18 protein-coding genes are annotated in these 22,112 nt (G+C 67.3%); 9 read left to right on the forward strand and 9 right to left on the reverse strand.

The genetic code is table 11. The features are described from left to right. Together WKF39_RS14425 and WKF39_RS14430 are read right to left on the reverse strand one after the other, a co-directional pair. Positions 1–1,873 (reverse strand): Rne/Rng family ribonuclease (locus WKF39_RS14425; protein ID WP_340389615.1); only part of this gene is annotated, 1,873 nt, incomplete at its 3' end. Positions 1,874–2,039: 166 nt separating this feature from the next. Beyond that, a complete protein-coding gene (locus WKF39_RS14430; protein WP_340389618.1) occupies positions 2,040–2,804 on the reverse strand; it encodes a TIGR03936 family radical SAM-associated protein in 765 nt (254 codons plus the stop codon). 43 nt (positions 2,805–2,847) lie between these two features. Between WKF39_RS14430 and WKF39_RS14435 the strand changes: the two genes are divergently transcribed. After that, positions 2,848–4,077, forward strand: a complete 1,230-nt coding sequence (locus WKF39_RS14435) for an MFS transporter (protein ID WP_340389620.1) — start codon at positions 2,848–2,850, stop codon at positions 4,075–4,077. Here the strand turns inward: WKF39_RS14435 and WKF39_RS14440 are convergent. Both WKF39_RS14440 and WKF39_RS14445 read right to left on the reverse strand, forming a co-directional pair. Next, the gene (locus tag WKF39_RS14440) at positions 4,067–4,261 is read right to left on the reverse strand and encodes a hypothetical protein (RefSeq protein ID WP_340389622.1); all 195 of its coding nucleotides are present in this window, start codon (positions 4,259–4,261) and stop codon (positions 4,067–4,069) included. The genes WKF39_RS14435 and WKF39_RS14440 overlap by 11 nt on opposite strands. A gap of 432 nt (positions 4,262–4,693) precedes the next feature. Beyond that, complete coding sequence (locus WKF39_RS14445) at positions 4,694–6,625, reverse strand: TIGR03960 family B12-binding radical SAM protein (protein WP_340389624.1); 1,932 nt, start codon at positions 6,623–6,625, stop codon at positions 4,694–4,696. Between the two features lie 113 nt (positions 6,626–6,738). On the opposite strand from WKF39_RS14445, the gene WKF39_RS14450 reads away from it, so the two are divergent. After that, positions 6,739–7,368: a hypothetical protein gene (locus WKF39_RS14450; RefSeq protein ID WP_340389626.1), complete on the forward strand. Its 630-nt coding sequence runs from the start codon at positions 6,739–6,741 to the stop codon at positions 7,366–7,368. Positions 7,369–7,399: 31 nt separating this feature from the next. On the opposite strand, the gene ndk is transcribed toward WKF39_RS14450, so the two are convergent. After that, positions 7,400–7,807, reverse strand: coding sequence for a nucleoside-diphosphate kinase (ndk, locus tag WKF39_RS14455; protein WP_340389628.1), 408 nt, complete (start codon positions 7,805–7,807; stop codon positions 7,400–7,402). Positions 7,808–7,845: 38 nt separating this feature from the next. On the opposite strand from ndk, the gene WKF39_RS14460 reads away from it, so the two are divergent. The 5 genes from WKF39_RS14460 (at position 7,846) to ugpC (ending at position 13,917) form a co-directional block, all read left to right on the forward strand. After that, a complete protein-coding gene (locus tag WKF39_RS14460) occupies positions 7,846–9,522 on the forward strand; it encodes a glycoside hydrolase family 13 protein (protein WP_340389631.1) in 1,677 nt (558 codons plus the stop codon). Between the two features lie 98 nt (positions 9,523–9,620). Continuing rightward, positions 9,621–10,934 carry an extracellular solute-binding protein gene (locus WKF39_RS14465; RefSeq protein WP_340389634.1) on the forward strand — a complete coding sequence of 438 codons (1,314 nt, stop codon included), beginning with the start codon at positions 9,621–9,623 and terminating at the stop codon, positions 10,932–10,934. Beyond that, on the forward strand, positions 10,931–11,890 hold the full coding sequence (locus tag WKF39_RS14470; protein ID WP_340389637.1) for a sugar ABC transporter permease: 960 nt from the start codon (positions 10,931–10,933) through the stop codon (positions 11,888–11,890). Before WKF39_RS14465 ends, WKF39_RS14470 begins: the two co-directional genes overlap by 4 nt. A gap of 1 nt (position 11,891) precedes the next feature. Continuing rightward, the gene (locus tag WKF39_RS14475; protein WP_340389639.1) at positions 11,892–12,749 is read left to right on the forward strand and encodes a carbohydrate ABC transporter permease; all 858 of its coding nucleotides are present in this window, start codon (positions 11,892–11,894) and stop codon (positions 12,747–12,749) included. 4 nt (positions 12,750–12,753) lie between these two features. Then, on the forward strand, positions 12,754–13,917 hold the full coding sequence (ugpC, locus tag WKF39_RS14480) for a sn-glycerol-3-phosphate ABC transporter ATP-binding protein UgpC (protein ID WP_340389641.1): 1,164 nt from the start codon (positions 12,754–12,756) through the stop codon (positions 13,915–13,917). 33 nt (positions 13,918–13,950) lie between these two features. Here the strand turns inward: ugpC and WKF39_RS14485 are convergent, their stop codons facing one another. The 4 genes from WKF39_RS14485 to WKF39_RS14500 are packed head-to-tail and all read right to left on the reverse strand — an operon-like array spanning position 13,951 to position 17,191. Then, positions 13,951–14,808: a chromosome partitioning protein ParB gene (locus WKF39_RS14485; protein ID WP_340389643.1), complete on the reverse strand. Its 858-nt coding sequence runs from the start codon at positions 14,806–14,808 to the stop codon at positions 13,951–13,953. 1 nt (position 14,809) lies between these two features. Further along, positions 14,810–15,442, reverse strand: coding sequence for a metallophosphoesterase (locus tag WKF39_RS14490; RefSeq protein ID WP_340389645.1), 633 nt, complete (start codon positions 15,440–15,442; stop codon positions 14,810–14,812). 30 nt (positions 15,443–15,472) lie between these two features. Then, the gene (locus WKF39_RS14495) at positions 15,473–15,823 is read right to left on the reverse strand and encodes a DUF4233 domain-containing protein (RefSeq protein WP_340389647.1); all 351 of its coding nucleotides are present in this window, start codon (positions 15,821–15,823) and stop codon (positions 15,473–15,475) included. A 30-nt stretch (positions 15,824–15,853) separates the two neighbouring features. Further along, a complete protein-coding gene (locus WKF39_RS14500) occupies positions 15,854–17,191 on the reverse strand; it encodes a folylpolyglutamate synthase/dihydrofolate synthase family protein (RefSeq protein WP_340389650.1) in 1,338 nt (445 codons plus the stop codon). Positions 17,192–17,319: 128 nt separating this feature from the next. Between WKF39_RS14500 and WKF39_RS14505 the strand changes: the two genes are divergently transcribed. Together WKF39_RS14505 and valS are read left to right on the forward strand one after the other, a co-directional pair. Continuing rightward, positions 17,320–19,437 carry an MMPL family transporter gene (locus tag WKF39_RS14505; RefSeq protein ID WP_340389652.1) on the forward strand — a complete coding sequence of 706 codons (2,118 nt, stop codon included), beginning with the start codon at positions 17,320–17,322 and terminating at the stop codon, positions 19,435–19,437. 84 nt (positions 19,438–19,521) lie between these two features. Further along, positions 19,522–22,098 (forward strand): valine--tRNA ligase, encoded by a 2,577-nt coding sequence (gene valS / locus WKF39_RS14510; protein WP_340389654.1) that lies wholly within the window; start codon positions 19,522–19,524, stop codon positions 22,096–22,098. The last annotated feature ends 14 nt before the right edge of the window (positions 22,099–22,112 follow it).

The following is a 22,112-nucleotide window of genomic DNA, read 5'->3' on the forward strand; positions in this document are numbered from 1 at the left end:
TGTCGATGAAGTCGACGACGATGATGCCGCCGATGTCGCGCAGCCGGAGCTGGCGCACGACCTCTTCAGCGGCCTCGAGGTTGTTCTTGGTCACGGTCTCCTCGAGGTTGCCCCCGGAGCCGGTGTATTTGCCGGTGTTGACATCGACGACCGTCATGGCCTCGGTGCGGTCGATCACGAGCGAGCCGCCCGATGGCAGGAAGACCTTGCGGTCCAGCGCCTTGTGGATCTGCTCGTCGAGTCGATATGAGGCGTAGGCGTCCTTGCCGTCCGCGCTCTCCCAGCGGTTGACCCGCTCGGCGAGATCCGGAGCCACGTGGTCGATGTAGCCCTTGATCATGTCCCAGGCATCATCGCCTTCGACGATGAGTCCGTGGAAGTCTTCGTTGAACAGGTCGCGCACGACCTTGATCATGAGGTCGGGCTCGGAGTAGAGCAGCTCAGGCGTGGCCCCTCCGGCTTGCGGGGAGCTGGCGGCCTGGACCTTGCCCTCGATGACCTCCCACCGCGCGGACAGCGCCTTGACATCGCGGGTCAGCTGCTCCTCGGTCGCACCTTCGGCCGCCGTGCGCACGATGACGCCGGTGTTGTCGGGCAGGACTTCCTTGAGGAGGGTCTTGAGCCGGGCCCGCTCGTTCTCGGGCAGCTTGCGGGAGATGCCGCTCGTCTGACCGCCGGGAACCAGGACGAGGAATCGGCCCGGCAGGCTCACCTGACTGGTCAGGCGGGCACCCTTTTGGCCGATCGGATCCTTGCTGACCTGCACGAGGATCGTCTGGCCGGGCTTGAGCGCGTCCTCGATCTTGCGCTGCTTGCCATTGCCGAGCGTGGTCCAGTCGACCTCGCCGGCGTAGAGCACGGCGTTGCGACCCGCGCCGATGTCGACGAAGGCGGCCTCCATGCTCGGCAGGACGTTCTGCACCTTGCCGAGGTAGACGTTGCCGATGATCGAGACCTGTGACTCGCGGGCAACATAGTGCTCGACGAGCACATTGTCCTCGATCACCGCGATCTGCGTGTAGTCGTCGCGCTGGCGGACGACCATCTCGCGCTTGACCGACTCGCGCCGAGCCAGGAACTCGGCCTCCGACACGATCGGGGCGCGGCGGCGTCCGGCTTCACGCCCTTCACGGCGGCGTTGCTTCTTGGCCTCGAGCCGGGTCGAGCCCGCGACGCCGGTGATCTCGTCCTCGGCACTTCGGCCGTTGCGCACCCGCACCACGGTGTTCTCGGGGTCGTCGGGCGAGGAGTCGGCACCCTCGCCTGCCCGGGCCCGGCGGCGGCGGCGGCGCGTGCCGCCGTTGCCATCGTCCTCGGTGTCGTCGTCGCCGTCATCTGCGGCCTCATCGCCGTCGTTGTCGCCCTTGCGGCGACGACGTCCGCCGCGGCTGCGACGACGGCGCTTGGGTGCATCGGGATCGTCGTCGTCCTCATCGTCCGCGTCATCGTCGGCGCTGGTGGACTCGGCCGGCGCCGCCTTGGGGCGAGGCGGGGCGAGGCCGGGCTCGGGAGCCTTGAACATGGCGGCGGCGGTACCGACTGGCGCGGCATCCTCGGCACCCTCTGACTTCTTGGCCGAGGCCTTCTTGGCCGCGCCCTTCCTGCCGGCAGCCTTCTTGGCCGGGGCCTCGGTCGCGGTGTCGTCGGCTGACTCGTCAGGGGTCACCGACTCCTTGGCAGCGGCGGGCTTCTTGGCCGGCGCCTCGTCAGTCGTGTCGCCGGCAGGGGTGGCAACCTGGGGCACGGCGGCCGGGGCCGAGAAGCTCACGGCGGCCGGCGGACCCGCCGGACGACCCGCCGAGCGGCGACGCGCGGGCGGTGCTTCAGTCGGCGTTTCGGTGGATTCGCTGGGTGTGTCGTTGTCGTCGAGCATGTGCTCTCCTTAGCCCTTGGCCGATCGAGATCGGTCGGGGCACGTCTGCGGCCCGGCAAGCGGGCCTTAAGCCTTCGGTCAACCCCTGCGCCACGCGCCGGGGACTGACGACGAACTTTGGCTTGTCACATCAACTCTCCGACTTGCCGCCGCGGTCGGCACCCGGTCAGGATGCGTCGCGGTCGAAGGCAAGAGGATCGCCTACCGTGCCGGTCTCTGTGTCCAGAGGGCCCTGGGCCAAGCGAGTCGCGATGGGCGTCTGCTCGAGCTCGAGGCCACCGCTGGACCGGAGTCCGGCGAGAACGTCGTCCGGTCGTATCGACGGTGTGTCGTGTCGTACAACCACCGCAAGTATCGCACACGGACCCATCCGGGTCTCGTCGGAACGCACGGACAGCGAGAGCACCGCATCGCGACAGTCGAGCCGGCGGAGCCCGCGCTTCATCATGCGCTCGACGAAGATCTCCTCGGTCGCAAGGAATGCCTCGGAGGCCGACCGGGCGTGCTCGACGCTGACTCCCGGCAGCGCGATCTCCCAGCTGCTCGCCTCCAGCCGCTCTGCGAGCGATCCCGGGCGGGCAACGACGACGTCCACGATGTCGAGCCCGTCAGGCAACGCCGAGTCCAGCGAGGTGCGCACCTCGTCGGCGTCGCAGGGCCGGGTCATGCCGATCTCGAGGTATTCGGCCTCGCTGGCCGCCCCGGTCGGCGAGGCATTGGCATACGAGATCTTGGGGTGGGGGGTGAAGCCGGAGGAGAAGCCGATCGGTATGCCTGCGCGCCGCACAGCCCGCTCGAACGCGCGAGCGAAGTCCCGGTGGCTCGTGAACCGCAGCCGGCCGCGCTTGGCGTATCGGATGCGCAGCTTCTGCACGATCGGGAGCTGCGGGTTGGGTGCTTCGGGGTTCGGCGTCCCCTCGAGGGTTGTCACCCGACGAGGCTACCCGTGGGGTGGCGGAGTTGAATGGTGCCTCGTGACCCCTCAGCCCCGTGCATCCACGCGCAGCGGACGGCTGTTGGTCGCAGCGGCGATCGTGTTGCTGGCGCTCAACCTGCGGGTGGCTGTCGGAAGCCTCGGGGTCGTGCTCGGGCCGGTTCGCGCCGATCTGGACATGTCGACCGCCGTCGGCGGGATCCTGACGACCGTCCCGGTCGTATGTTTCGCGCTGTTCGGAGTCGGTGCCCATGGGGTCGTCAAGCGACTCGGGCTGCACCGTACGGCCGCGTTGGTGCTGGCTCTCATCACCATCGGGCTGTCACTGCGTGCCGTCGCGGACTCGGCCGCCCTGTTCATGCTGTGCACGACGATCGCGCTGGCTGGCGCTGCCATGGGCAACATCATCCTCCCGCCTCTGGTCAAGGTGCACTTCCCGGACCGGATCGCGCTCCTGAGCTCGCTGTATGGCGCCGCGCTCATGGCCGGGGCGACCCTTGGCTCGGCGGCGACGGTCCCCTTGTCCGACGCTCTGGGCGGTTGGCGTCAAGGGTTGGCCCTCTGGGCGGCACTGTCACTCGTGGTGCTGCTGCCCTGGCTCGCCCTCCTGCGCGATGACGTCCGGACCGATCCGACCGGGTCCAGACGACTGCAGGTCAAGGAGGTCGTCCGCTCACCACTGGCCTGGGCGATGGTGCTGCTGTTCGGCTCTCAGTCGGCTGGCGCCTATGCGCAGTTCGGCTGGTTCCCCGAGATCTTGACCGACGCGGGGCTCAGCAACGCCTACGCCGGTGCGATGCTCGGGCTGTTGAGCGGCGTCGGCATACCCCTGACCCTTGCGCTCCCCTGGCTCATGCGGATCGTCGGCGACCGACCGATCCTGCCGGTGGCGTTCGCGACGGTCACCGCCGCCGGGTGGCTCGGCGTGTTGATCGCACCGACGACCCTGACCTGGGTGTGGGCCGTGCTGCTCGGTCTCGGCGGCGGCGCCTTCACCTGGACGCTCACCATGATCGGCAAGCGCACGCGGACTTCGGCCGGCACGACGACCTTGTCGGTGTTCACCCAGGGCCCCGGCTACCTGATCGGCGGGATCGGACCGCTGGGTGTCGGCATCCTGCACGATGCGACGGGGTCATGGACCTCATCGCTCATCGGGCTGATGGTTCTGGCCGTCGTCATCGCCGTTGCCGGCTGGTATGTCGCACGGCCCGTGATGCTCGAGGACACGCTCGGCGCTCCCCGGCCGCGCGACCGGATCAGCAGCTGACGGGATGTGCGTTGACCCCACCGCTGGCGCGCGCGGTGCGGGCCAGGTGGGCGATCAGGGCGAGACGATTGCCTCCGAAGTGCTCGACTGCACGCTCGGCCGCAACACGGCGGCGCTCGAGGGTCTCGACGAGCTCACGCTCGCGCTGCTGCGTGTCGGCCTGTGCAAGGTATTCGGTGATCATGATGTTTCCCTTTCGTCATGTCCTACGTTCGTCGCTGAGGTGGCCCGTCCACATCGGACGGATGCCCTAACTTCTCCGCGGGTGTGCCGTCCGGCACCCCTGAGGTACCTCAGGTGGGTGCACATCAGCCACGCGACGGAAACCTGTCGCAAACGCCGTCAGGCGGGAGCGGAGACTCCCGTCCCCGGCCGCGATCGGCCGGTCGCTCTGGCGCTCCCGGGCCACCCGGAGTCGCTCGTTGCGAAGGTTCATCTCTTGCTCATGGCGGCGATAGAGCGCCAGCTCCATGTAGTCCGATGCAGTCATGCCGACCACGCCCTGCACGGGTAGAGAATCTCGATGCATTCCTCGTGATCTCTGAGGTGGCGTCGCCACATCGGGCACATGGCCTATTTCGGGCCTGACCTGCGGATCTGCGGTGGTCTGAGGGCCTCAGACCACCGAGATGGGGAGCAACGTCCTGCCGGTCGGACCGATCTGGATCTCGGTGTCCATCTGCGGGCAGACACCGCAGTCGAAGCACGGGGTCCAGCGGCAGTCCTCGACCTCGAGCGCGCCGTCGGGGTTGAGCGCGTCCTGCCAGTCCTCCCACAGCCAGTCCCGGTCGAGCCCGGCGTCGAGGTGGTCCCACGGGAGCACCTCGGCGTAGTCACGCTCTCGCACGGTGTACCAATCGAGGTCGACCGGCTCGCCGGCCAACACCTCGGCGGCCTGGTCGGCCCATCGGTCGTACGAGAAGTGCTCGCTCCAGCCGTCGAACCGGCCTCCGTCGCGCCACACCGCCTCGATGATCCGGCCCACCCGCCGGTCGCCGCGGGACAGGAGTCCTTCGATGATGCCGGGCCTGCCGTCGTGATAGCGGAAGCCGATCGCCTTGCCGTACTTACGGTCGGCTCGCACGGCATCGCGGAGCTGCTTGAGGCGGGCGTCGGTCGTCTCGTGATCGAGCTGGGAGGCCCACTGGAACGGGGTGTGCGGCTTGGGCACGAAGCCCCCGATCGAGACCGTGCAGCGGATGTCGTGGCGGCCAGAGACCTCACGGCCGGTCTGGATGACGCGCTTGGCCAGCTCGCCGATCTGCATGACGTCCTCGTCGGTCTCCGTCGGGAGACCGCACATGAAGTAGAGCTTGACCTGGCGCCAGCCGTGCGAATAGGCGGCGGCGACCGTACGGATCAGGTCGTCCTCGGACACCATCTTGTTGATGACCTTGCGGAGGCGTTCGCTCCCGCCCTCGGGGGCGAACGTCAGACCCGAGCGGCGGCCGTTGCGGCTGAACTCGTTGGCCAGCGTGATGTTGAAGGCGTCGACGCGGGTCGAGGGCAGCGACAGCGACGTGTTGGTGCCCTCATAGCGGTCGCCGAGCTGCTTGGCGACCTCGCCGATCTCCGTGTGGTCGGCGCTCGACAGGCTCAGCAGGCCGACCTCCTCGAAGCCGGTCTTGTCGAGGCCGTTCTGCACCATCGCGCCGATGCCCTCGATCGAACGCTCTCGGACCGGTCGGGTGATCATGCCGGCCTGGCAGAAGCGACAGCCGCGGGTGCATCCACGGAAGATCTCGACCGAGAACCGCTCATGCACGGTCTCTGCGAGTGGGACCAACGGGTTCTTGGGGTACGGCCAGGAATCCAGGTCCATCAAGGTGTGCTTGGCGACCCGCCACGGCACGCCGGGACGATTGGGCACGATGCGCTGGATGCGGCCGTCGGGGAGGTAGGTGACGTCGTAGAACTTCGGGACGTAGACACCGCCGGACTTGGCCAGACGCATGAGCACCTCGTCGCGACCGCCGGGGCGTCCCTCGTCCTTCCACTCCCGGACGACCTCGCTGATCGCCAGCACGATCTGCTCACCGTCGCCGAGCACTGCGGCATCGAGGAAGTCGGCGATCGGCTCGGGGTTGAACGCCGAGTGGCCGCCCGCCAGCACGATGGGATCGTCGTCGCCGCGGTCGACCGCGTGCAGCGGGATGCCGGCGAGGTCGAGCGCCGTCAGCATGTTGGTGTAGCCGAGCTCGGTCGAGAACGACAGGCCCAGCACGTCGAACGCCCGGACCGGACGGTGCGCGTCGACGGTGAACTGCGGGATGTCGTTGTCCCGCATGACCTTCTCCATGTCGGAGAACACCGCATAGGTCCGCTCGGCCAGGATCCAGTCGCGCTCGTTGAGGACCTCGTAGAGGATCTGGACGCCCTGGTTGGGGAGCCCGACCTCGTAGGCGTCGGGATACATCAGCGCCCAGCGCACCTGGACGGAGTCCCAGTCCTTGCTCGTCGCGTTGAGCTCGCCGCCGACGTACTGGATGGGCTTGCTGACCGAGGGCAGCAACGGTTCCAGGCGCGGGAATACGGACTCGACGGACATGCCCCAAGGGTAGGCGCTCGCCCACCCCCCACGAGTCCGGGACCGATCTTTCTGCGTTTGCGTCGTTCCAGCCACGCGAACGCAGAAAGATCGGTCCCCGCTAGGCTCGAGCGGTGAGCCGCCGATCGCGCCGCCCCAAGCGCCCGTTCTCCATCCGGTACGTCCCGATAGCCAAGGATGACGGACCCGACCAGGTCCTGACTGTCGAGAACCACACCGAGGTGACGGTCCTGCCGACCCTGGCCTTCACCGCTCGCGACGTGTGGGGCCGCGAGCTGCCGAACGTCGTGACCCAGACCGTCAACGGCTCCCACCGTGGTGGGCCGATGCTGCCTGCGGGCGGCTCGCTGCGTGACATCCTGCGCTTCGACGGACCCGGCAGTAGAGACGTCACCCGCGTCGACGTCGAGCTGGTCGCCGTCGAGGAGCTCGACCATCCGCCCCTGGAGCAGGACGTACGGACCGTCATGATCGACCTTGATCAGAAGGCGACCGACGACCCCGAGGAGTTCTGGGGCATCGGCATGGTCAACCCCAATCCGTTCGGGGTGTCGGTGCGGGTCTCGTTGCTGGAGTTCGAGGAGCGCGAGCGCGACTTCCCGCGGCAGGTTGTCGATGTCGTGACCCTGCAGGACGACGTCGACCTGGCCTCGGAGTCCAACCACGTCATCTGGCTTCCGGAGGACGTACGTGGTCGCTTCCACGCCGTCGAGCACCATCTGAGGCCCGCGACCTATACCTAGGCCGCGTCGAGCAGGCAGCCAGGGATCCTGGTCAGAGACCAGGGAACCACAGGGCGATCTCGCGCGCTGAGGACTCCTCGGAGTCCGAGGCGTGCACGAGGTTCTCCCGGTTCGACAACGACAGGTCCCCGCGGATCGTGCCGGGAGCTGCCTGGCGGCCGTCCGTCGCACCGTTCAGCAGGCGTACGACCGAGATGGCCTCATCACCCTCGAGGACGAGGGCGACCAGGGGGCCCGAGACCGCGAACTCGCGCAGCGGCGGGTACCACGGCTGCTCGACGTGCTCAGCGTAGTGGGCATCGGCCTGGGCTGCGTCGATCATCCGCTGCTCCAGCGCGACCAGCCTCAGGCCTTTGGACTCGAATCGGGACAAGATGGCGCCGACCAGTCCGCGGCGGACTGCGTCGGGCTTGATCAGGACGAGGGTGCGTTGCGACATGGCCAGTAACGTAGCGTGCGGGCCGAAGGGAGCACGACATGACCGGCTCGGCCGAGCAGTGGTGGCGCGACGCGGTGATCTATCAGGTCTATCCCCGTTCGTGGGCTGACTCCGACGGCGACGGCATCGGCGACCTGCCGGGCATCGCGAGCCGGCTCCCCCACCTCGCCGCCCTCGGTGTCGATGCGATCTGGCTGTCGCCGTTCTACCCATCGCCGCAGAACGACGGCGGCTACGATGTCGCCGAATACTGCGACGTCGATCCGCTGTTCGGCTCGCTGGACGATGTCGACTCGTTGATCTCCACGGCCCACGACCTGCACCTCCGGGTCCTGGTCGACATCGTGCCCAACCACTGCTCCAGCGAGCACGCCTGGTTCCGGGCGGCCCTCGCCGCACGGGCCGGGAGCCCCGAGCGTGCCCGGTTCCTCTTTCGCGACGGCAAGGGCGCAGACGGCGCCGCACCCCCCAACAACTGGTGCAGCAAGTTCGGCGGACCGGCCTGGACCCGGCTCACCGAGCCCGACGGTCGGCCCGGGCAGTGGTACCTCCACCTGTTCGACGGGACCCAGCCGGACTTCGACTGGACCAATCCCGAGGTCCACGAGCTGATGGAGTCGGTCCTGCGGTTCTGGCTCGATCGGGGCGTTGACGGCTGCCGCATCGACGTCGCCCACGGGTTGGTCAAGGCCGACGGGCTCCCGGACACCGATCCGACCCTCGACCAGTCCGTCGATCCGACCTCGCTGGCCCCGATGTGGGACCAGCCGGGTGTGCATGACATCTTCCGCCGCTGGCGCACGATCACCGATGCCTACGCCGTCGAGGGACGGGACGCCGACCGCATCCTGTGCGCCGAGGCGTGGGTCCTGCCCGGCGATGCACTGGCCAGATACGTGCGCCCCGACGAGCTGCACCAGTCGTTCAACTTCGAATACCTCATGACTCCGTGGCTCGCCGTCGACCAGCGCGCGACCATCACCCGCTCGCTTGCCCAGGCCGCCACCGTCGGCGCGCCCCAGACCTGGGTGCTGTCCAATCACGACGTCGTACGTCACGCATCCCGCCTCGGCTTCCCGCAGACATCGGGTCTCCGCCTCGGATCCGGCATCGGCGCAGACGACCCGCAACCCGACCCCGTGGTCGGCCTGCGCCGGGCCCGGGCCGCGACCACCGTGATGCTGGCGCTCCCCGGCTCCGCCTACCTCTACCAGGGTGAAGAGCTGGGTCTCCCCGAGGCGACCGAGCTACCCGACGACGCGCGGCAGGACCCGACGTGGTGGAGATCCGGACACACCGACAAGGGCCGCGACGGCTGCCGGGTGCCGATCCCCTGGGACCGCGATGCCGCGTCGTTCGGTTTCGGCCCGGGCGAGCGGACGTGGCTCCCCCAACCGCACGTGTATGGCGAGCTGGCCGTGGCCCAGCAAAGTGGCGTGGCAGGGTCGACCCTCGCGCTCTACGCCGAGCTTCTACGGCTCCGTCGCCAGCTGCGCCTCGGCCGCGGCACCCTGACGTGGGCCGACGGATTCCCCGACGACGTCCTGGCGTTCGAGATCGCATCGCCGGAGGGTGGGGACACATACGTCCTGGCCAATCTCGGTGACGCACCGCAGCCGATCGCCGACGGCATGACGGTCCTCGTCAGCAGCGGTGGGCTCGACTCAGGTCAGGTTCCGACTGATGTCGCAGTCTGGATGCGTCGCACTGGCTGATTGCGCGGTTGCGCTCCCCCTGAGCGGCAGTTAGGTTCGGAGCTGTCGTGTGACGGCCATCACATCCGAGGATGGCCGCCTCGACAGGGGAGGAACGCATGTATCCACGACCGACGCGCCGGCTGATCGCCGGTCTCGCGACGATGACGTTTGTCGCGACGACTCTTGCTGCGTGCGGCGGAGGCGGCGGCAAGCCGACCCTGAACTGGTACATCAACCCCGACGGTCAGGCGACCCTCACCAAGCTGGCCAAGGACTGCAGCACCGACAAGTACGACATCAAGATCCAGCTGCTCCCAGCGAGCGCGACGGACCAGCGCACCCAGCTGGCCCGCCGCCTGGCCGCGGGAGACACCTCGACCGACCTGATGAGCCTGGACCCGGTGTTCGTCCCCGAGTTTGCCAATGCCAAGTGGCTCGAACCGTTCAAGGGTGAGCTCGCCGAGAAGGTCCTCGACGACGATGTCCTCAAGGGTGCCGGCGAGACCGTCCAATGGGAGGACGAGGTCGTCGCCGCACCGCAGTGGGCCAACACCCAGGTACTTTGGTACCGCCGCTCCCTCGCCGAGGCCGCTGGACTCGACATGAGCAAGCCGGTCACCTGGGAGCAGGTCATCGACGCCGCGGCTGACAACGACGCAACGGTCGGCGTCCAGGCCAACAAGTACGAGGCCTACGTCGTGTGGATCAACTCCCTGATACAGGGTGCCGGAGGCAACATCCTCGACCCGGGCACGGTCGAGGACGGCCGCGACGCCAAGGTGACGATCAACTCGGAGGCCGGCAAGGCCGCGGCCGCCGTCATCAAGAAGCTTGCCGACTCAGGAGCTGCCCAGCCCGACTTCAGCACCTCCAACGAGGGCACGAGCCTCGGAGCGATGTTCCCCGAGGATGGTCCGGGCGAGTTCATGACCAACTGGACCTTCGTTTACAACAACTACGAAGGGCTGATCGGCAAGCCCGGCGGCCCCAAGGACAAGAAGGCGCTGGAAGACCTCGGCTGGGCACGCTATCCCCAAACCGTCGAGGGCGAGGAGTCCAAGCCCCCCATCGGCGGCATCGACATCGGCGTGGGTGCTTTCTCCAAACACCCGGACTTCGCACAGGCTGCCGCCGTCTGCGTGACCAACGGCAAGGCTCAAACCGCCCTTGCGGTCAACGAGGGCCTGATGCCGTCGCGCCAGTCGGTCTACGAATCCGATGAGCTCAAGGACGCCTTCCCGGTCGATCTCCTCACGCTCTGGAGTGACAGTGTCGACTCCGGAGGACCCAGGCCCAAGAGCGCGTTCTACAGCCAGATCTCGAGTGCCGTGCAGGCGAGGTGGCACTCCCCGACCTCGGTCGGTTCCACGACACCTGAGACGTCTGCGGACTTCCTCAGAGCAATCCTGAGCGGGGAGGCGCTGCTGTGAGCGCACCAGTCGACACCGAGTCCAAGACAGCCACGTCTCCCAAGAAGTCGAAGGCACCCAAGTCGCCGAGCACCGACCGGTCGCGCGCCGAGAACTCCTTGGCTCGCAAGCTGGTGGCCCCGGCTCTCATCCTGATGCTGCTCGTGACGGCCTTCCCGATGTTGCGGGCCCTCTACCTCTCGCTGTTCAGCTACTCCCTGACGGCGCCCGACGATCGCGAGTTCGTGGGCCTCGCCAACTACGGCACGGCCCTGACCGACGCGCTGTTCTGGCGCGACACCGGCAACACCGTCATGATCATGATCGTCACGGTGGCCGTCGAGCTGGTCATCGGCTTCGCCTTCGCGATGGTCATGCACAAGGTGATCTTCGCCCGCGGGATCATCCGCACCTCGATCCTGATCCCTTACGGCGTCATCACGGTCGTCTCCGGCTTCGCGTGGCAGTTCGCGTTCTCCAACACCAACGGGTTCGTCAACAGCTGGCTCCCGTTCGTCGGCGACGACTTCAACTGGTTCGACAAATATCCGTCGTCGATCGCCGCGATCATGGCGTCCGAGATCTGGAAGACCACGCCGTTCATGTCGCTGCTGCTCCTCGCCGGCCTGGCGCAGGTCTCCAACGACATGCTCGAGGCCGCCAAGGTCGACGGCGCCACCTGGTGGCAACGGCTCTACAAGGTCATCCTGCCCAACATGCGGGCCGCGATCATGGTCGCAGTGCTGTTCCGAGCCCTCGATGCCTATCGCATCTTCGACAACATCTTCGTCATGACGGCCGGCGCCAACGGCACCGAGTCGATCTCGTTCCTGACCTACAGACAGGTGATCGAACAGTTCCAGCTAGGCATCGGGTCCGCCCTCTCGGTGCTGCTGTTCCTTTCGGTTCTGGTCGTGGCGTTCCTGATCGTCAAGCTCTTCAGGGTCAATCTCGCCGACGCACGGCAGGAGAGCTGACATGGCTGCCAACAAGAACGGCGACATCGGCAGCAAGGTCGGCACCATCGCCGGCTGCGCGTTGATCCTGGTCTGGTGCCTGCTGCCGGTTGTGTGGATCATCTCCCTGTCGTTCAAGTCCCAGGAGGCCGTGACAAACGGCAGCCCGGGGTTCTTCCCCTCCGCCGGCGGTCGTGCGGGCTTCCAGAACTACGTCGACGTCCTGCAAGACGATCAGTTCAGGCGGTCGATCTTCAACTCGATCGGCATCTCCCTGACCGCGACGATCCTCTCGGTGATCTTCGCGACCCTCGCGGCATACGCCATCGCGCGGCTCGAGTTCGTCGGCAAGAAGTTCGTGCTCACGACGGCCTTGGTGATCGCGATGTTCCCGGTCGTCTCGCTCGTGGGTCCGCTGTTCGACATGTGGCGCACATTCGGGATCTACGACACCTGGCCGGGGCTCATCATCCCCTACATGTCGTTCACCCTGCCGTTGGCGATCTGGACCCTGTCGGCGTTCTTCCGCGAGATCCCGTGGGAGATGGAGCAGGCGGCCCAGGTCGACGGGGCCACCTCGTGGCAGGCGTTCCGCAAGGTCATCGTGCCCCTGGCAGCACCGGGTGTGTTCACCGCGGCGATCCTGACCTTCTTCTTCGCGTGGAACGACTTCGTGTTCGGCATCTCGCTGACGTCGACAGAGAACGCGCGACCCATCCCCGCAGCCTTGTCGTTCTTCGTCGGGGCCGATCCGTTCAACCGGCCGGCATCGTTGCTCGCCGCGGGCGCCGTGGTCGCCACGGTCCCGATCGTTGTACTCGTCCTGTTCTTCCAGCGCAAGATCGTTGCCGGCCTGACCGCCGGCGCAGTGAAGGGTTGATCGCATGGCCACCATCGAGATGAAGAACATCGTCAAGGAATATGGCGACGGCTTCCCGGCAGTCAACGACATCAGCATCGATGTCGCTGACGGCGAGTTCCTGATTCTGGTCGGGCCCTCCGGCTGCGGGAAGTCGACGCTGCTGCGGATGATCGTCGGGCTGGAGGACATCACCTCCGGCGACATGGTGATCGGCGGCGACCGGGTCAACGACCTGGCACCACGCGACCGCAACCTGTCGATGGTCTTCCAGAACTACGCGCTCTACCCCCACCTCACGGTCTACGAGAACATCGCGTTCCCCCTCCGACTGGCCAAGTGGAGCGACAAGGAGATCGACGAAAAGGTGCGCGACGCCAGCGCCACCCTCGACCTCGACGAGCACCTGCAGCGCAAGCCCGCCAACCTGTCTGGTGGGCAGCGCCAGCGGGTGGCGATGGGCCGCGCCATCGTGCGCGACGCCCGGGCCTTCCTGTTCGACGAGCCGCTGTCCAACCTGGACGCCAAGCTCCGCGGCCAGATGCGCACCGAGATCGCTCGCCTGCAGAAGCGGCTCGGCATCACCACGGTCTACGTGACGCACGACCAGACCGAGGCCATGACCCTGGGCGACCGGGTCGCCGTCATGAAGCGTGGAGTGCTGCAGCAGCTCGCAACACCGCGCGAGCTCTATGAACAACCCGTCAACCTCTTCGTCGCAGGCTTCATCGGCTCCCCGCCGATGAACTTCCTCCCCGCCACGGTCGAGGGCAACGAAGTCACCCTGCCGTTCGGCACGTTCACGATCCCCGACGACAAGGCCGAGAAGACCGCCGGCAAGGGCCTCCTGATGGCCGGCATCCGCCCCGAGCACTTCGAGGACGTCTCGGTGATCGACGACAGCCAGGTCGACACGTCGCGGACGTTCGAGGCACACATCGACGTCCGCGAGTGGCTAGGCGACCAACAGTATGCCTATGTCCCTTACGAGGCCGAGGCCAAGGTGCAGGACCAGCTCAAGGAGCTTGCGCGGGAGGCCGACAGCGACTCGTTGCGCACCCAGCTCGTCGTGTCGCTGGACTCGGCCAGCGAGGTCAAGGAGGACGACGACGCGACGTTGTTCATCGACACCGACAAGATGCACCTGTTCGACCCGTCCACCGGAGAGAACCTCACCCTCGGCCAGTAGCCTCGCCGCCTGACCGGCGGACGAACCACTCCCTCACTTTCGACGCTTGCCGCCTTTGCGGGTGACCGCTTCCACGACCTCGACGTTCCACTCGTGCTCGCGGATCAGCCGATAGCGCTCGCACGCCACGCGCAGATAGGCCGCGGCCGGTCGCTCATCCTTGCCACGCACGCCTGCCTCCTCGATCATCTCGACAACGGGACGGAACTCCTCGGCATACCAGCGCGAGGCCATGGTCTCCCTGTCCAGATAGGCCCCCTCGGCATGCATCGTCCGAGCTGCCCACGCCTCGACGGTCTCGGCGATGATGCCGTAGTCGAAGGGGTCATCGACGGCAACTGCCGCCCGCGCCTCCCCCGTGAACGGAACCCGCTGCAACATCAGCCGCCGCCAGTACTTCAGCTCGAGATCGGCTCGCGCATCGACGCCGACCGGCGACAGGAACGTGTCGATCGCCGTGACACGCGCCTCGATGACATCCAGCGCCATGCTCCGCGCGACTGAGACCCGGTGGTGTCCGTCGCGGACGAAATAGGAGTCACCGATCTGATAGACCTCGATCGGAGGGATGACCTCGCCGGTCCGGTTGGCTCGTGCGAGGCGCTCCCAGCGCTCCCGACTGCGCGCCGAGGTGGGCCGGAACCGCCGATCGAAGTCGCGCACCTTGTCGACCGATCCCACGATGGCGTCCAGCGGTATGACCTTGGTGCCGACGTAGTTCTCCGCACGCCGACCCAGCGCCTCGACGACCTCGTCGAACGACAGCGACTGCACCACCTCGTCGGTGTCATTGCGGAGGCGGGCAGCCAGCGCGGACAGCACTTGATGCCGCCTCGCGCGCATGAAGTCACTCTCGGCGTCGACGCGCGGTGACCCTGAGCTGCTGACCATCTCAGATCCGCCTGCCGGCACCGACGATTTCGGCCGACACCCGATGGGGCTGGATCTCGATCAGCTGCCACGGAATGACGTTGCGGATCGTGGTCGGACCGACCTGACGGTCAGGCTTGCGCATCCCGTGCGGGTGGATGTGGCCGTGCAGGTGCCAAGCCGGGTGCAGGGTGTCGAGGACCTCGTGCAGGGCCGAGATCCCGACGTGACACGGATCGGGCTCGTCGCCCAGTCCCAGCGGCGGCGCGTGGGTCAGGAGCACATCGACCGGGCCGGACCTACGGGCTCTCTTGACGAGCTGGCGCGCGCGGCGGTCGTACTCCTTCTGGGTGTATTGGTGCGGGCCTTCGTTGTAGCGCACGCAACCACCGAGTCCCGCGACCCGCAGACCGCCGACGACGCGGGTCTGCCCATCGAGATTGAGCACGCCAGGCGGACCCGTCGCGTCGCGTCCGACCACCGGATCGTGGTTGCCGGGCACGAATGCCGCCGGCACCCCGAGCAATGAGACCAGCGACGCGAGGTAGTCCCACGGCAGGTCTCCAGCCGCGAGGACCAGGTCGACCTGCAGATCGCGCACGCGCGACCGCATCCCCGGGACTTCCTCATCGGCGACCGCCAGCACTCGGACCATGACCTCGACACTAGCCCGACTTGCTCCGGGTCACACTGGTCCGGTTCCCCCGGCCTCGCGGGCCCAGCGTGCCTTGTCCTGCTCGATCCGCTTGCCGAGGAAGAACGCACCGAACCACAGGGCTGCGAACATCGCGCCGATGAAGAACACGATCGTGACGAGGAAGCCGAGGGCGATCGCGCCGAGCTGGATCGCATGGCCCACGAGGTATGCCTGCGGGCGGCGCAGTGCGCCCGCGGTCAGCAGGCAGAGCAGAGCAAGCCCGAGACCGGCGGTCAGCGCCATCGGCGCACCGACGTCCTCGACCGAGATCATGACTGGGACGGCGAGGGCCAGGATGATCGCCTCGAGGGTCAGCATCGCGGCGCACATGCCCCTCATGTGCACAGTCCCGTCATGTCGACAGTCCCGTCATGTCGGCCTGCCGCCGAACAGCATCCGCGCCTCGCCCGCCGTGATGACCGATCCGGTGACGAGCACGCCGCCACTGCCAATCGCGTCGTCACCGCCCTCGCCGCCGTCGGCCATCGCGACGGCGCGTTCGAGCGCATCGTCGAGCCGCGGCGCGACGCTGACCCGCTCGTCGCCGAAGATGTCTCCCGCCAGCTCGGCGAGCTCCGCCACAGGCATCGCGCGGTCGGTGCTGTTCTGGGTGCAGACGACCTCGGCCATGAAGGGCTCGAAGATGCGCAGCATCTCCTCCGCATCCTTGTCGGCCATGACGCCCACGACGCCGATCAGGGGGCTGAAGGCGAACGCCTCCTGCACGGCCGCGATTGTCGCCTGGGCCCCATGCGGGTTGTGTGCCGCGTCGAGCAGGACCGTCGGGCTGCGCCGGACGACCTCCAGCCGACCCGGCGACGTGACCTGGGCGAATGCCTCGCGCACGATCTCCGGATCCAGCTGCTTGCTACCGGTGAACGCCTCGACGGCCGCCAAGGCATACGCCGCATTGTGTGCCTGGTGCGCGCCGTGCAGGGGGAGGTAGACATCGTCGTAGGCTCCGGCGATGCCCTGCAGGCTGACCTGTTGGCCGCCGAGCGCCGTGACCCGGTGGTTGACGCCGAAATCCACGCCTTCGCGCAGCGCAATCGCGCCGACGTCGATGGACCGGCGCATCAAGACGTCCATCACGGCGTCCTCCTGCTCGGCGATGACGACATGGGACCCGGGCTTGATGATGCCGGCCTTCTCGATCGCGATGATCTCGGGCCGGTCACCGAGATAGCGCTCGTGATCGACACCGATCGGCGTGATGACCGCGACCTGAGCGTCGGCGACATTGGTCGCATCCCACGATCCGCCCATCCCGACCTCGACGACCGCGGCATCGACCGGAGCGTCCGCGAACGCAGCGAAGGCCATCGCGGTGATCATCTCGAAGTACGACAGCGGGTGCTCCGAGGAGTCGTCGACGATCTGCGCGTATGCCGCAATGTCCGCGAAGGCATCCACGAACAGATCTTCCGGCAGCGGCTCACCGTCGAGGCAGATGCGCTCGGTCATCGACTGAAGATGAGGGCTGGTGAATCGTCCCGTCCGCAGGTCCAGGCCGCGCAGCAGTGCGTCGATCATCCGGCTCGTGGACGTCTTGCCGTTCGTGCCGGTCAGGTGGATGACCGGGCAGGCCCGTTGAGGGTCTCCGAGCAGCCGGCACAGGGCCGTGATCCGATCGAGGGATGGCTCGAGACGGGTCTCGGGCCACCGGCCGAGGAGCGCGCGCTCGACCTCCGCATAGGTGGGTGTCATCGCGACCCATTGTCGCAGGGGCTCAGGGGTTCATCAGGGGCACCACCTATGGACAATCTGTCTGTGCCTTGCGCCATGATGTTGTCACTGAGTTTTGCGTCTCTGACGCCTGTTTGAGGAGATCTTCAATGAACCGCAGCATTGCCGGGTGGGTTGCCCACCGCTGGACCAAATGGGTAGTCCTGGTCTTGTCAGTCGTCCTTTTGGGCACCATGGCATCACTGGGCGCCAAGCTCGCGACCGTCCAGGAGGATGACATCGCCTCCTGGTTGCCCGGCGACGCCGAGTCGACCAAGGTCATCGAGCAGTCGGCGCAGTTCTCCGACCCTGACGCCATCCCGGCAGTCGTGCTCTACGTCCGCGAATCGGGCATCACGCCGGCCGATCTCGCCAAGGCCACGGCTGACGGCACCGAGATCGCCAAGATCGATGGTGTGAGCGACAAGATCATCGGGCCCATCCCGTCCAAGGATGGCAAGGCGCTGCAGGTCATCGCGACGATCAACATGGGCAGCGACGGCTGGGAAAAGCTGCCCGATGTCGTCGACGACATGAACGGCATCACCGACAAGGACGCCAACGGGCTCGACACGCAGCTTGCCGGCCCGGCGGCGCTTGGCGCGGATCAGGCCAAGGCATTCGCCGGCATCGACGGCATCCTGCTGCTGTCGGCGGTCGCGATCGTCTTCGTGATCCTGCTGATCACCTATCGCAGCCTCCAGCTCGCGATCCTCTTCCTGCTCTGCGGAGTCGGGGCGGTCTTGATCGCACAGGGCGTCGTCTACCTGCTCGCCAAGTATGCCGACCTCACGGTCAACGGTCAGAGCGCCGGCATCCTGAGCGTCCTCGTGCTCGGCGCCGGGGTGGACTACGCCTTGCTGCTCGTGGCTCGATATCGCGAGGAGCTGCACAACTACGAGGATCGCCACGAGGCGATGGCGCACGCGCTGCACCGCGCCGCGCCGGCCGTTCTCGCCAGTGGCGCCACGGTCATCATCGGCTTGCTGTGCCTGTTGTTCGCGCAGATGAACTCCACCAGCAGCCTCGGCCCAGTTGGCGCAGCCGGCATCGCCTGCGCCCTGCTGGTCATGATGATCACGTTGCCGGCGCTCCTGCTGATCTTCGGCCGCTGGATCTTCTGGCCGTTCATCCCGCGCTTCGGTGACCCCCTCAAGAGCGAGACCGGACTGTGGGCCAAGGTCGGTCAGCGCATCACCAAGCGGCCGCGCGTCGTGTGGGTCGCCACGAGCCTGGTGCTGATCGCGCTGACGTTCGGCGTGACCCAGCTCGGCGCCAACGGCCTCAGCAACGAGGACAGCTTCACCAAGGCGCAGCCTTCGGTCGCCGCCGAGAAGAAGCTCTCGGAGCACTTCCCGAGCGGCGCAGGCTCCCCGGTCGCCGTGACCACCAAAACTGCGCAGGCTGACGCCGTCGCCGAGGCCTTGGGCGAGGTCGAAGGCATCGACCCCTCGACGATCGAGGTCAAGGGTGACTCGGGCGGCACGTCCTACATCGAGGGCGCGCTCACGTCGGCGCCCGACTCCAAGGCAGCGTTCGACACCATCGATGAAGCCCGCGATGCGGTCCACGCGGTCGACGGAGCGGATGCACTCGTGGGTGGCAACACCGCGATCAACAAAGACGTCCAAGGGGCATCCTCAGCGGACAACAAGTTGATCATCCCGATCATCCTGGTGGTCGTGCTGCTGGTTCTGGCCGTGCTCCTGCGCTCGATCGCGGCGCCGATGATCTTGTTGGTGACCGTCGTCGTGTCGTTCGGTGCTGCTCTGGGCATCAGCGGCTTCGTGTTCAACAACGTTTTCGGCTTCGCCGGGGCGGACTCGTCGTTCCCGCTGTTCGCCTTCGTGTTCCTCGTGGCACTCGGCATCGACTACAACATCTTCCTGATGACCCGCGTACGGGAGGAGGCGCTGAAGCACGGCACCCGGCGAGGCGCGCTGATCGGGCTGGCCGCGACCGGAGGTGTCATCACGTCGGCCGGATTCGTCCTCGCGGGCACGTTCGCGGCGTTGGCGACCCTCCCGATCGTGTTCCTGGCCGAGCTGGGCTTCGCGGTCGCGGTCGGCGTCCTGCTCGACACGATCATCGTGCGCTCCGTGCTCGTGACGGCGCTCAACCTGGACATCGGCCGGCACATCTGGTGGCCGAGCGCCCTTGCCAAGAAGGAGGACGTCCCGGTCAGTCAGGCCGGCGATGACGCGATCAGGACCCGGGTCGACGCCTGACGTCACCTCGACGTCGCGGGTCACCACGGTGGCCTGCGACGCCGATGCCCGGGCGGACCGTCAGCGCACCTAGACTTGCCTGCTGTGACCAACAACGTCCCGGAGAAGCCCGTCCTCGAAGGCCTGGAGGCCACCTGGTCCGCCCGATGGGCTGAGCAGGGCACCTACACCTTCGACCGCACCAAGACGCGCGAGCAGATCTTCTCGATCGACACGCCGCCGCCCACGGTCTCCGGCTCACTGCACGTCGGTCACGTGTTCTCCTACACGCACACCGACCTCATTGCCCGCTACCAACGCATGCGCGGCAAGGAGGTCTTCTATCCCATGGGGTGGGACGACAACGGCCTGCCGACCGAGCGCCGGGTGCAGAACTATTTCGGGGTCCGTTGCGACCCCTCCTTGCCCTACGAGGCCGACTACACCCCGCCGGACAAGCCCGACCCCAAGAAGCAGGTTCCGGTCAGCCGGCCCAACTTCATCGAGCTGTGCAATCAGCTGGTCGAGGAGGACGAGCAGGTCTTCGAGCAGCTGTGGCGCACGCTCGGCCTCAGCGTTGACTGGAGCCAGACCTACACGACCATCGGCGACAAGTCCCGCACGGTGTCCCAACGCGCTTTCCTGCGCAATGTCGCGCGCGGCGAGGCATACCAGCAGGACGCGCCGACCCTGTGGGACGTCACCTTCCAGAGTGCGGTGGCCCAGGCAGAGCTCGAGGCTCGCGAATATCCCGGCGCCTACCACCGGGTCGCTTTCCACGGACCCGAGTCGTCGGTGCACGTCGAGACCACCCGTCCGGAGCTGATCGGCGCGTGCGTCGCGCTGATCGCCCACCCCGACGACGAGCGCTACCAATCGTTGTTCGGATCCACGGTCCGCTCACCGCTGTTCGGCGTCGAGGTGCCGGTCGTCGCGCACCCGCTGGCCGAGCCGGACAAGGGCTCGGGCATCGTCATGTGCTGCACGTTCGGAGACCTCACCGACGTCATCTGGTGGCGCGAGCTGCAGCTGCCCAACCGGACCATCATCGGTCGCGACGGGCGGATCCTGCCGGACCTGCCCGAGTGGATCACCGACGAGCCGGGGCGCGAGCTCTATGCCGAGCTGGCCGGCAAGACGGCGTTCACGTCACGCGAGATCACCGTGTCAGCTCTCAAGGAGTCCGGCGACCTGGACGGTGACCCCAAACCCACCCAGCGCATGGCCAACTTCTACGAGAAGGGCGACAAGCCCCTCGAGATCGTGTCGACCCGGCAGTGGTACATCACCAACGGCGGCCGCGGCTCCGACCTGCAGGCTGAGCTGATCGACCGCGGCAACCAGATCGACTGGGTGCCGGCCTACATGCAGTCACGCCTCACCAACTGGATCAACGGCCTGAATGGCGACTGGCTGGTCTCCCGCCAGCGCTTCTTCGGGATCCCGTTCCCGGTCTGGTATCGCCTCGACGCCGACGGTGAGCCCGACTACACCGAGCCGATCCTCGCCGAGGAGTCGACGCTGCCGGTCGATCCGGCGGCGGAGGCACCGCCGGGGTTCGAGGACTCGCAGCGTGGAGAGCCCGGCGGCTTCATGGCCGACCCCGACGTCTTCGACACGTGGGGCACCTCGTCGCTCACACCGCAGATCGTCTGCGGCTGGGAGTCCGACCCCGAGCTCTTCGCCAAGACCTTCCCGATGGACGTGCGTCCACAGGCGCACGACATCATCCGCACGTGGCTGTTCTCGACGGTGGTGCGGTCCCACCTCGAGCACGGCGTCGCCCCATGGAGACACGCCACGATCTCCGGCTTCGTGGTCGACCCTGACCGCAAGAAGATGAGCAAGTCCAAGGGCAACGTCGTCGTGCCGGACGACATCCTCGCAAAGTATGGCGCCGACGCCGTCCGCTGGCGCGCGGCGGGCTCGCGGCCCGGAGCGGACTCTCCGTTCGACGAGGCCCAGATGAAGGTCGGCCGCCGCCTGGCGATGAAGGTGCTCAACGCCAGCAAGTTCGTGCTCGCGGCCGAGGAGGCCTATGGTCTCGGAGCCGACGCGTCCCACCTGGATCCTGCCCGGGTCACCGAGCCGATCGACCTCGCGATGCTCAGCCGCCTGCGCGGAGTCGTCGATGAGGCCACCGCGAGCTTTGAGGCATACGACTATGCCTCCGCACTGGAGGTCACCGAGAAGTTCTTCTGGGACTTCTGCGATGACTACCTCGAGCTGGTCAAGGAGCGCTCCCGTCGGGCCGACCCCGCAGGCGCGTCCGCCAAGAGCGCCTTCGTGCTGGCCCTGTCGGTGCAGCTGCGCCTCCTGGCCCCGTTCCTGCCCTACGTGACCGAAGAGGTCTGGTCGTGGTGGCAGGAGGGCTCGATCCACCGTGCGGCCTGGCCGGTCAACGACACCGATCTGACCACCGCGGAGCACGATCCCACGCTGCTGACCTCGGCCGCCTCGGTCCTGGCGGACATCCGCGGTGCCAAGTCGATCGCCAAGGTCAGCCAGAAGACCGAGATCAGCCAGCTCAAGATCAGCGCCGACAGGCCTCGGCTCGAGCTCGTGCGGCTCGCGATGGATGACGTCGTCGCTGCCGGGCGGGTCACGGCCACGCCGACGTATGTCGCCGATGACGCCGTCGATGGATTCAAGGTCGACGCCACCCCGGCACCCATCGACTGACCTCGCTCGACTTC

Source organism: Aeromicrobium sp. (genome assembly GCF_037719875.1).
Classification (GTDB): domain Bacteria; phylum Actinomycetota; class Actinomycetes; order Propionibacteriales; family Nocardioidaceae; genus Aeromicrobium.

What these genes read in the sequence shown, in the direction of transcription:
- WKF39_RS14500 (WP_340389650.1), bottom strand. Translation starts at nt 17,191, where the DNA reads ATGACACCCACCTATGCGGAGGTCGAGCGCGCGCTCCTCGGCCGGTGG.
- WKF39_RS14475 (WP_340389639.1), top strand. Translation starts at nt 11,892, where the DNA reads ATGGCTGCCAACAAGAACGGCGACATCGGCAGCAAGGTCGGCACCATC.
- WKF39_RS14490 (WP_340389645.1), bottom strand. Translation starts at nt 15,442, where the DNA reads ATGGTCCGAGTGCTGGCGGTCGCCGATGAGGAAGTCCCGGGGATGCGG.
- ugpC (WP_340389641.1), top strand. Translation starts at nt 12,754, where the DNA reads ATGGCCACCATCGAGATGAAGAACATCGTCAAGGAATATGGCGACGGC.
- WKF39_RS14440 (WP_340389622.1), bottom strand. Translation starts at nt 4,261, where the DNA reads ATGATCACCGAATACCTTGCACAGGCCGACACGCAGCAGCGCGAGCGT.
- WKF39_RS14460 (WP_340389631.1), top strand. Translation starts at nt 7,846, where the DNA reads ATGACCGGCTCGGCCGAGCAGTGGTGGCGCGACGCGGTGATCTATCAG.
- WKF39_RS14445 (WP_340389624.1), bottom strand. Translation starts at nt 6,625, where the DNA reads ATGTCCGTCGAGTCCGTATTCCCGCGCCTGGAACCGTTGCTGCCCTCG.
- WKF39_RS14485 (WP_340389643.1), bottom strand. Translation starts at nt 14,808, where the DNA reads ATGGTCAGCAGCTCAGGGTCACCGCGCGTCGACGCCGAGAGTGACTTC.
- WKF39_RS14505 (WP_340389652.1), top strand. Translation starts at nt 17,320, where the DNA reads ATGAACCGCAGCATTGCCGGGTGGGTTGCCCACCGCTGGACCAAATGG.
- WKF39_RS14495 (WP_340389647.1), bottom strand. Translation starts at nt 15,823, where the DNA reads ATGAGGGGCATGTGCGCCGCGATGCTGACCCTCGAGGCGATCATCCTG.
- ndk (WP_340389628.1), bottom strand. Translation starts at nt 7,807, where the DNA reads ATGTCGCAACGCACCCTCGTCCTGATCAAGCCCGACGCAGTCCGCCGC.
- WKF39_RS14465 (WP_340389634.1), top strand. Translation starts at nt 9,621, where the DNA reads ATGTATCCACGACCGACGCGCCGGCTGATCGCCGGTCTCGCGACGATG.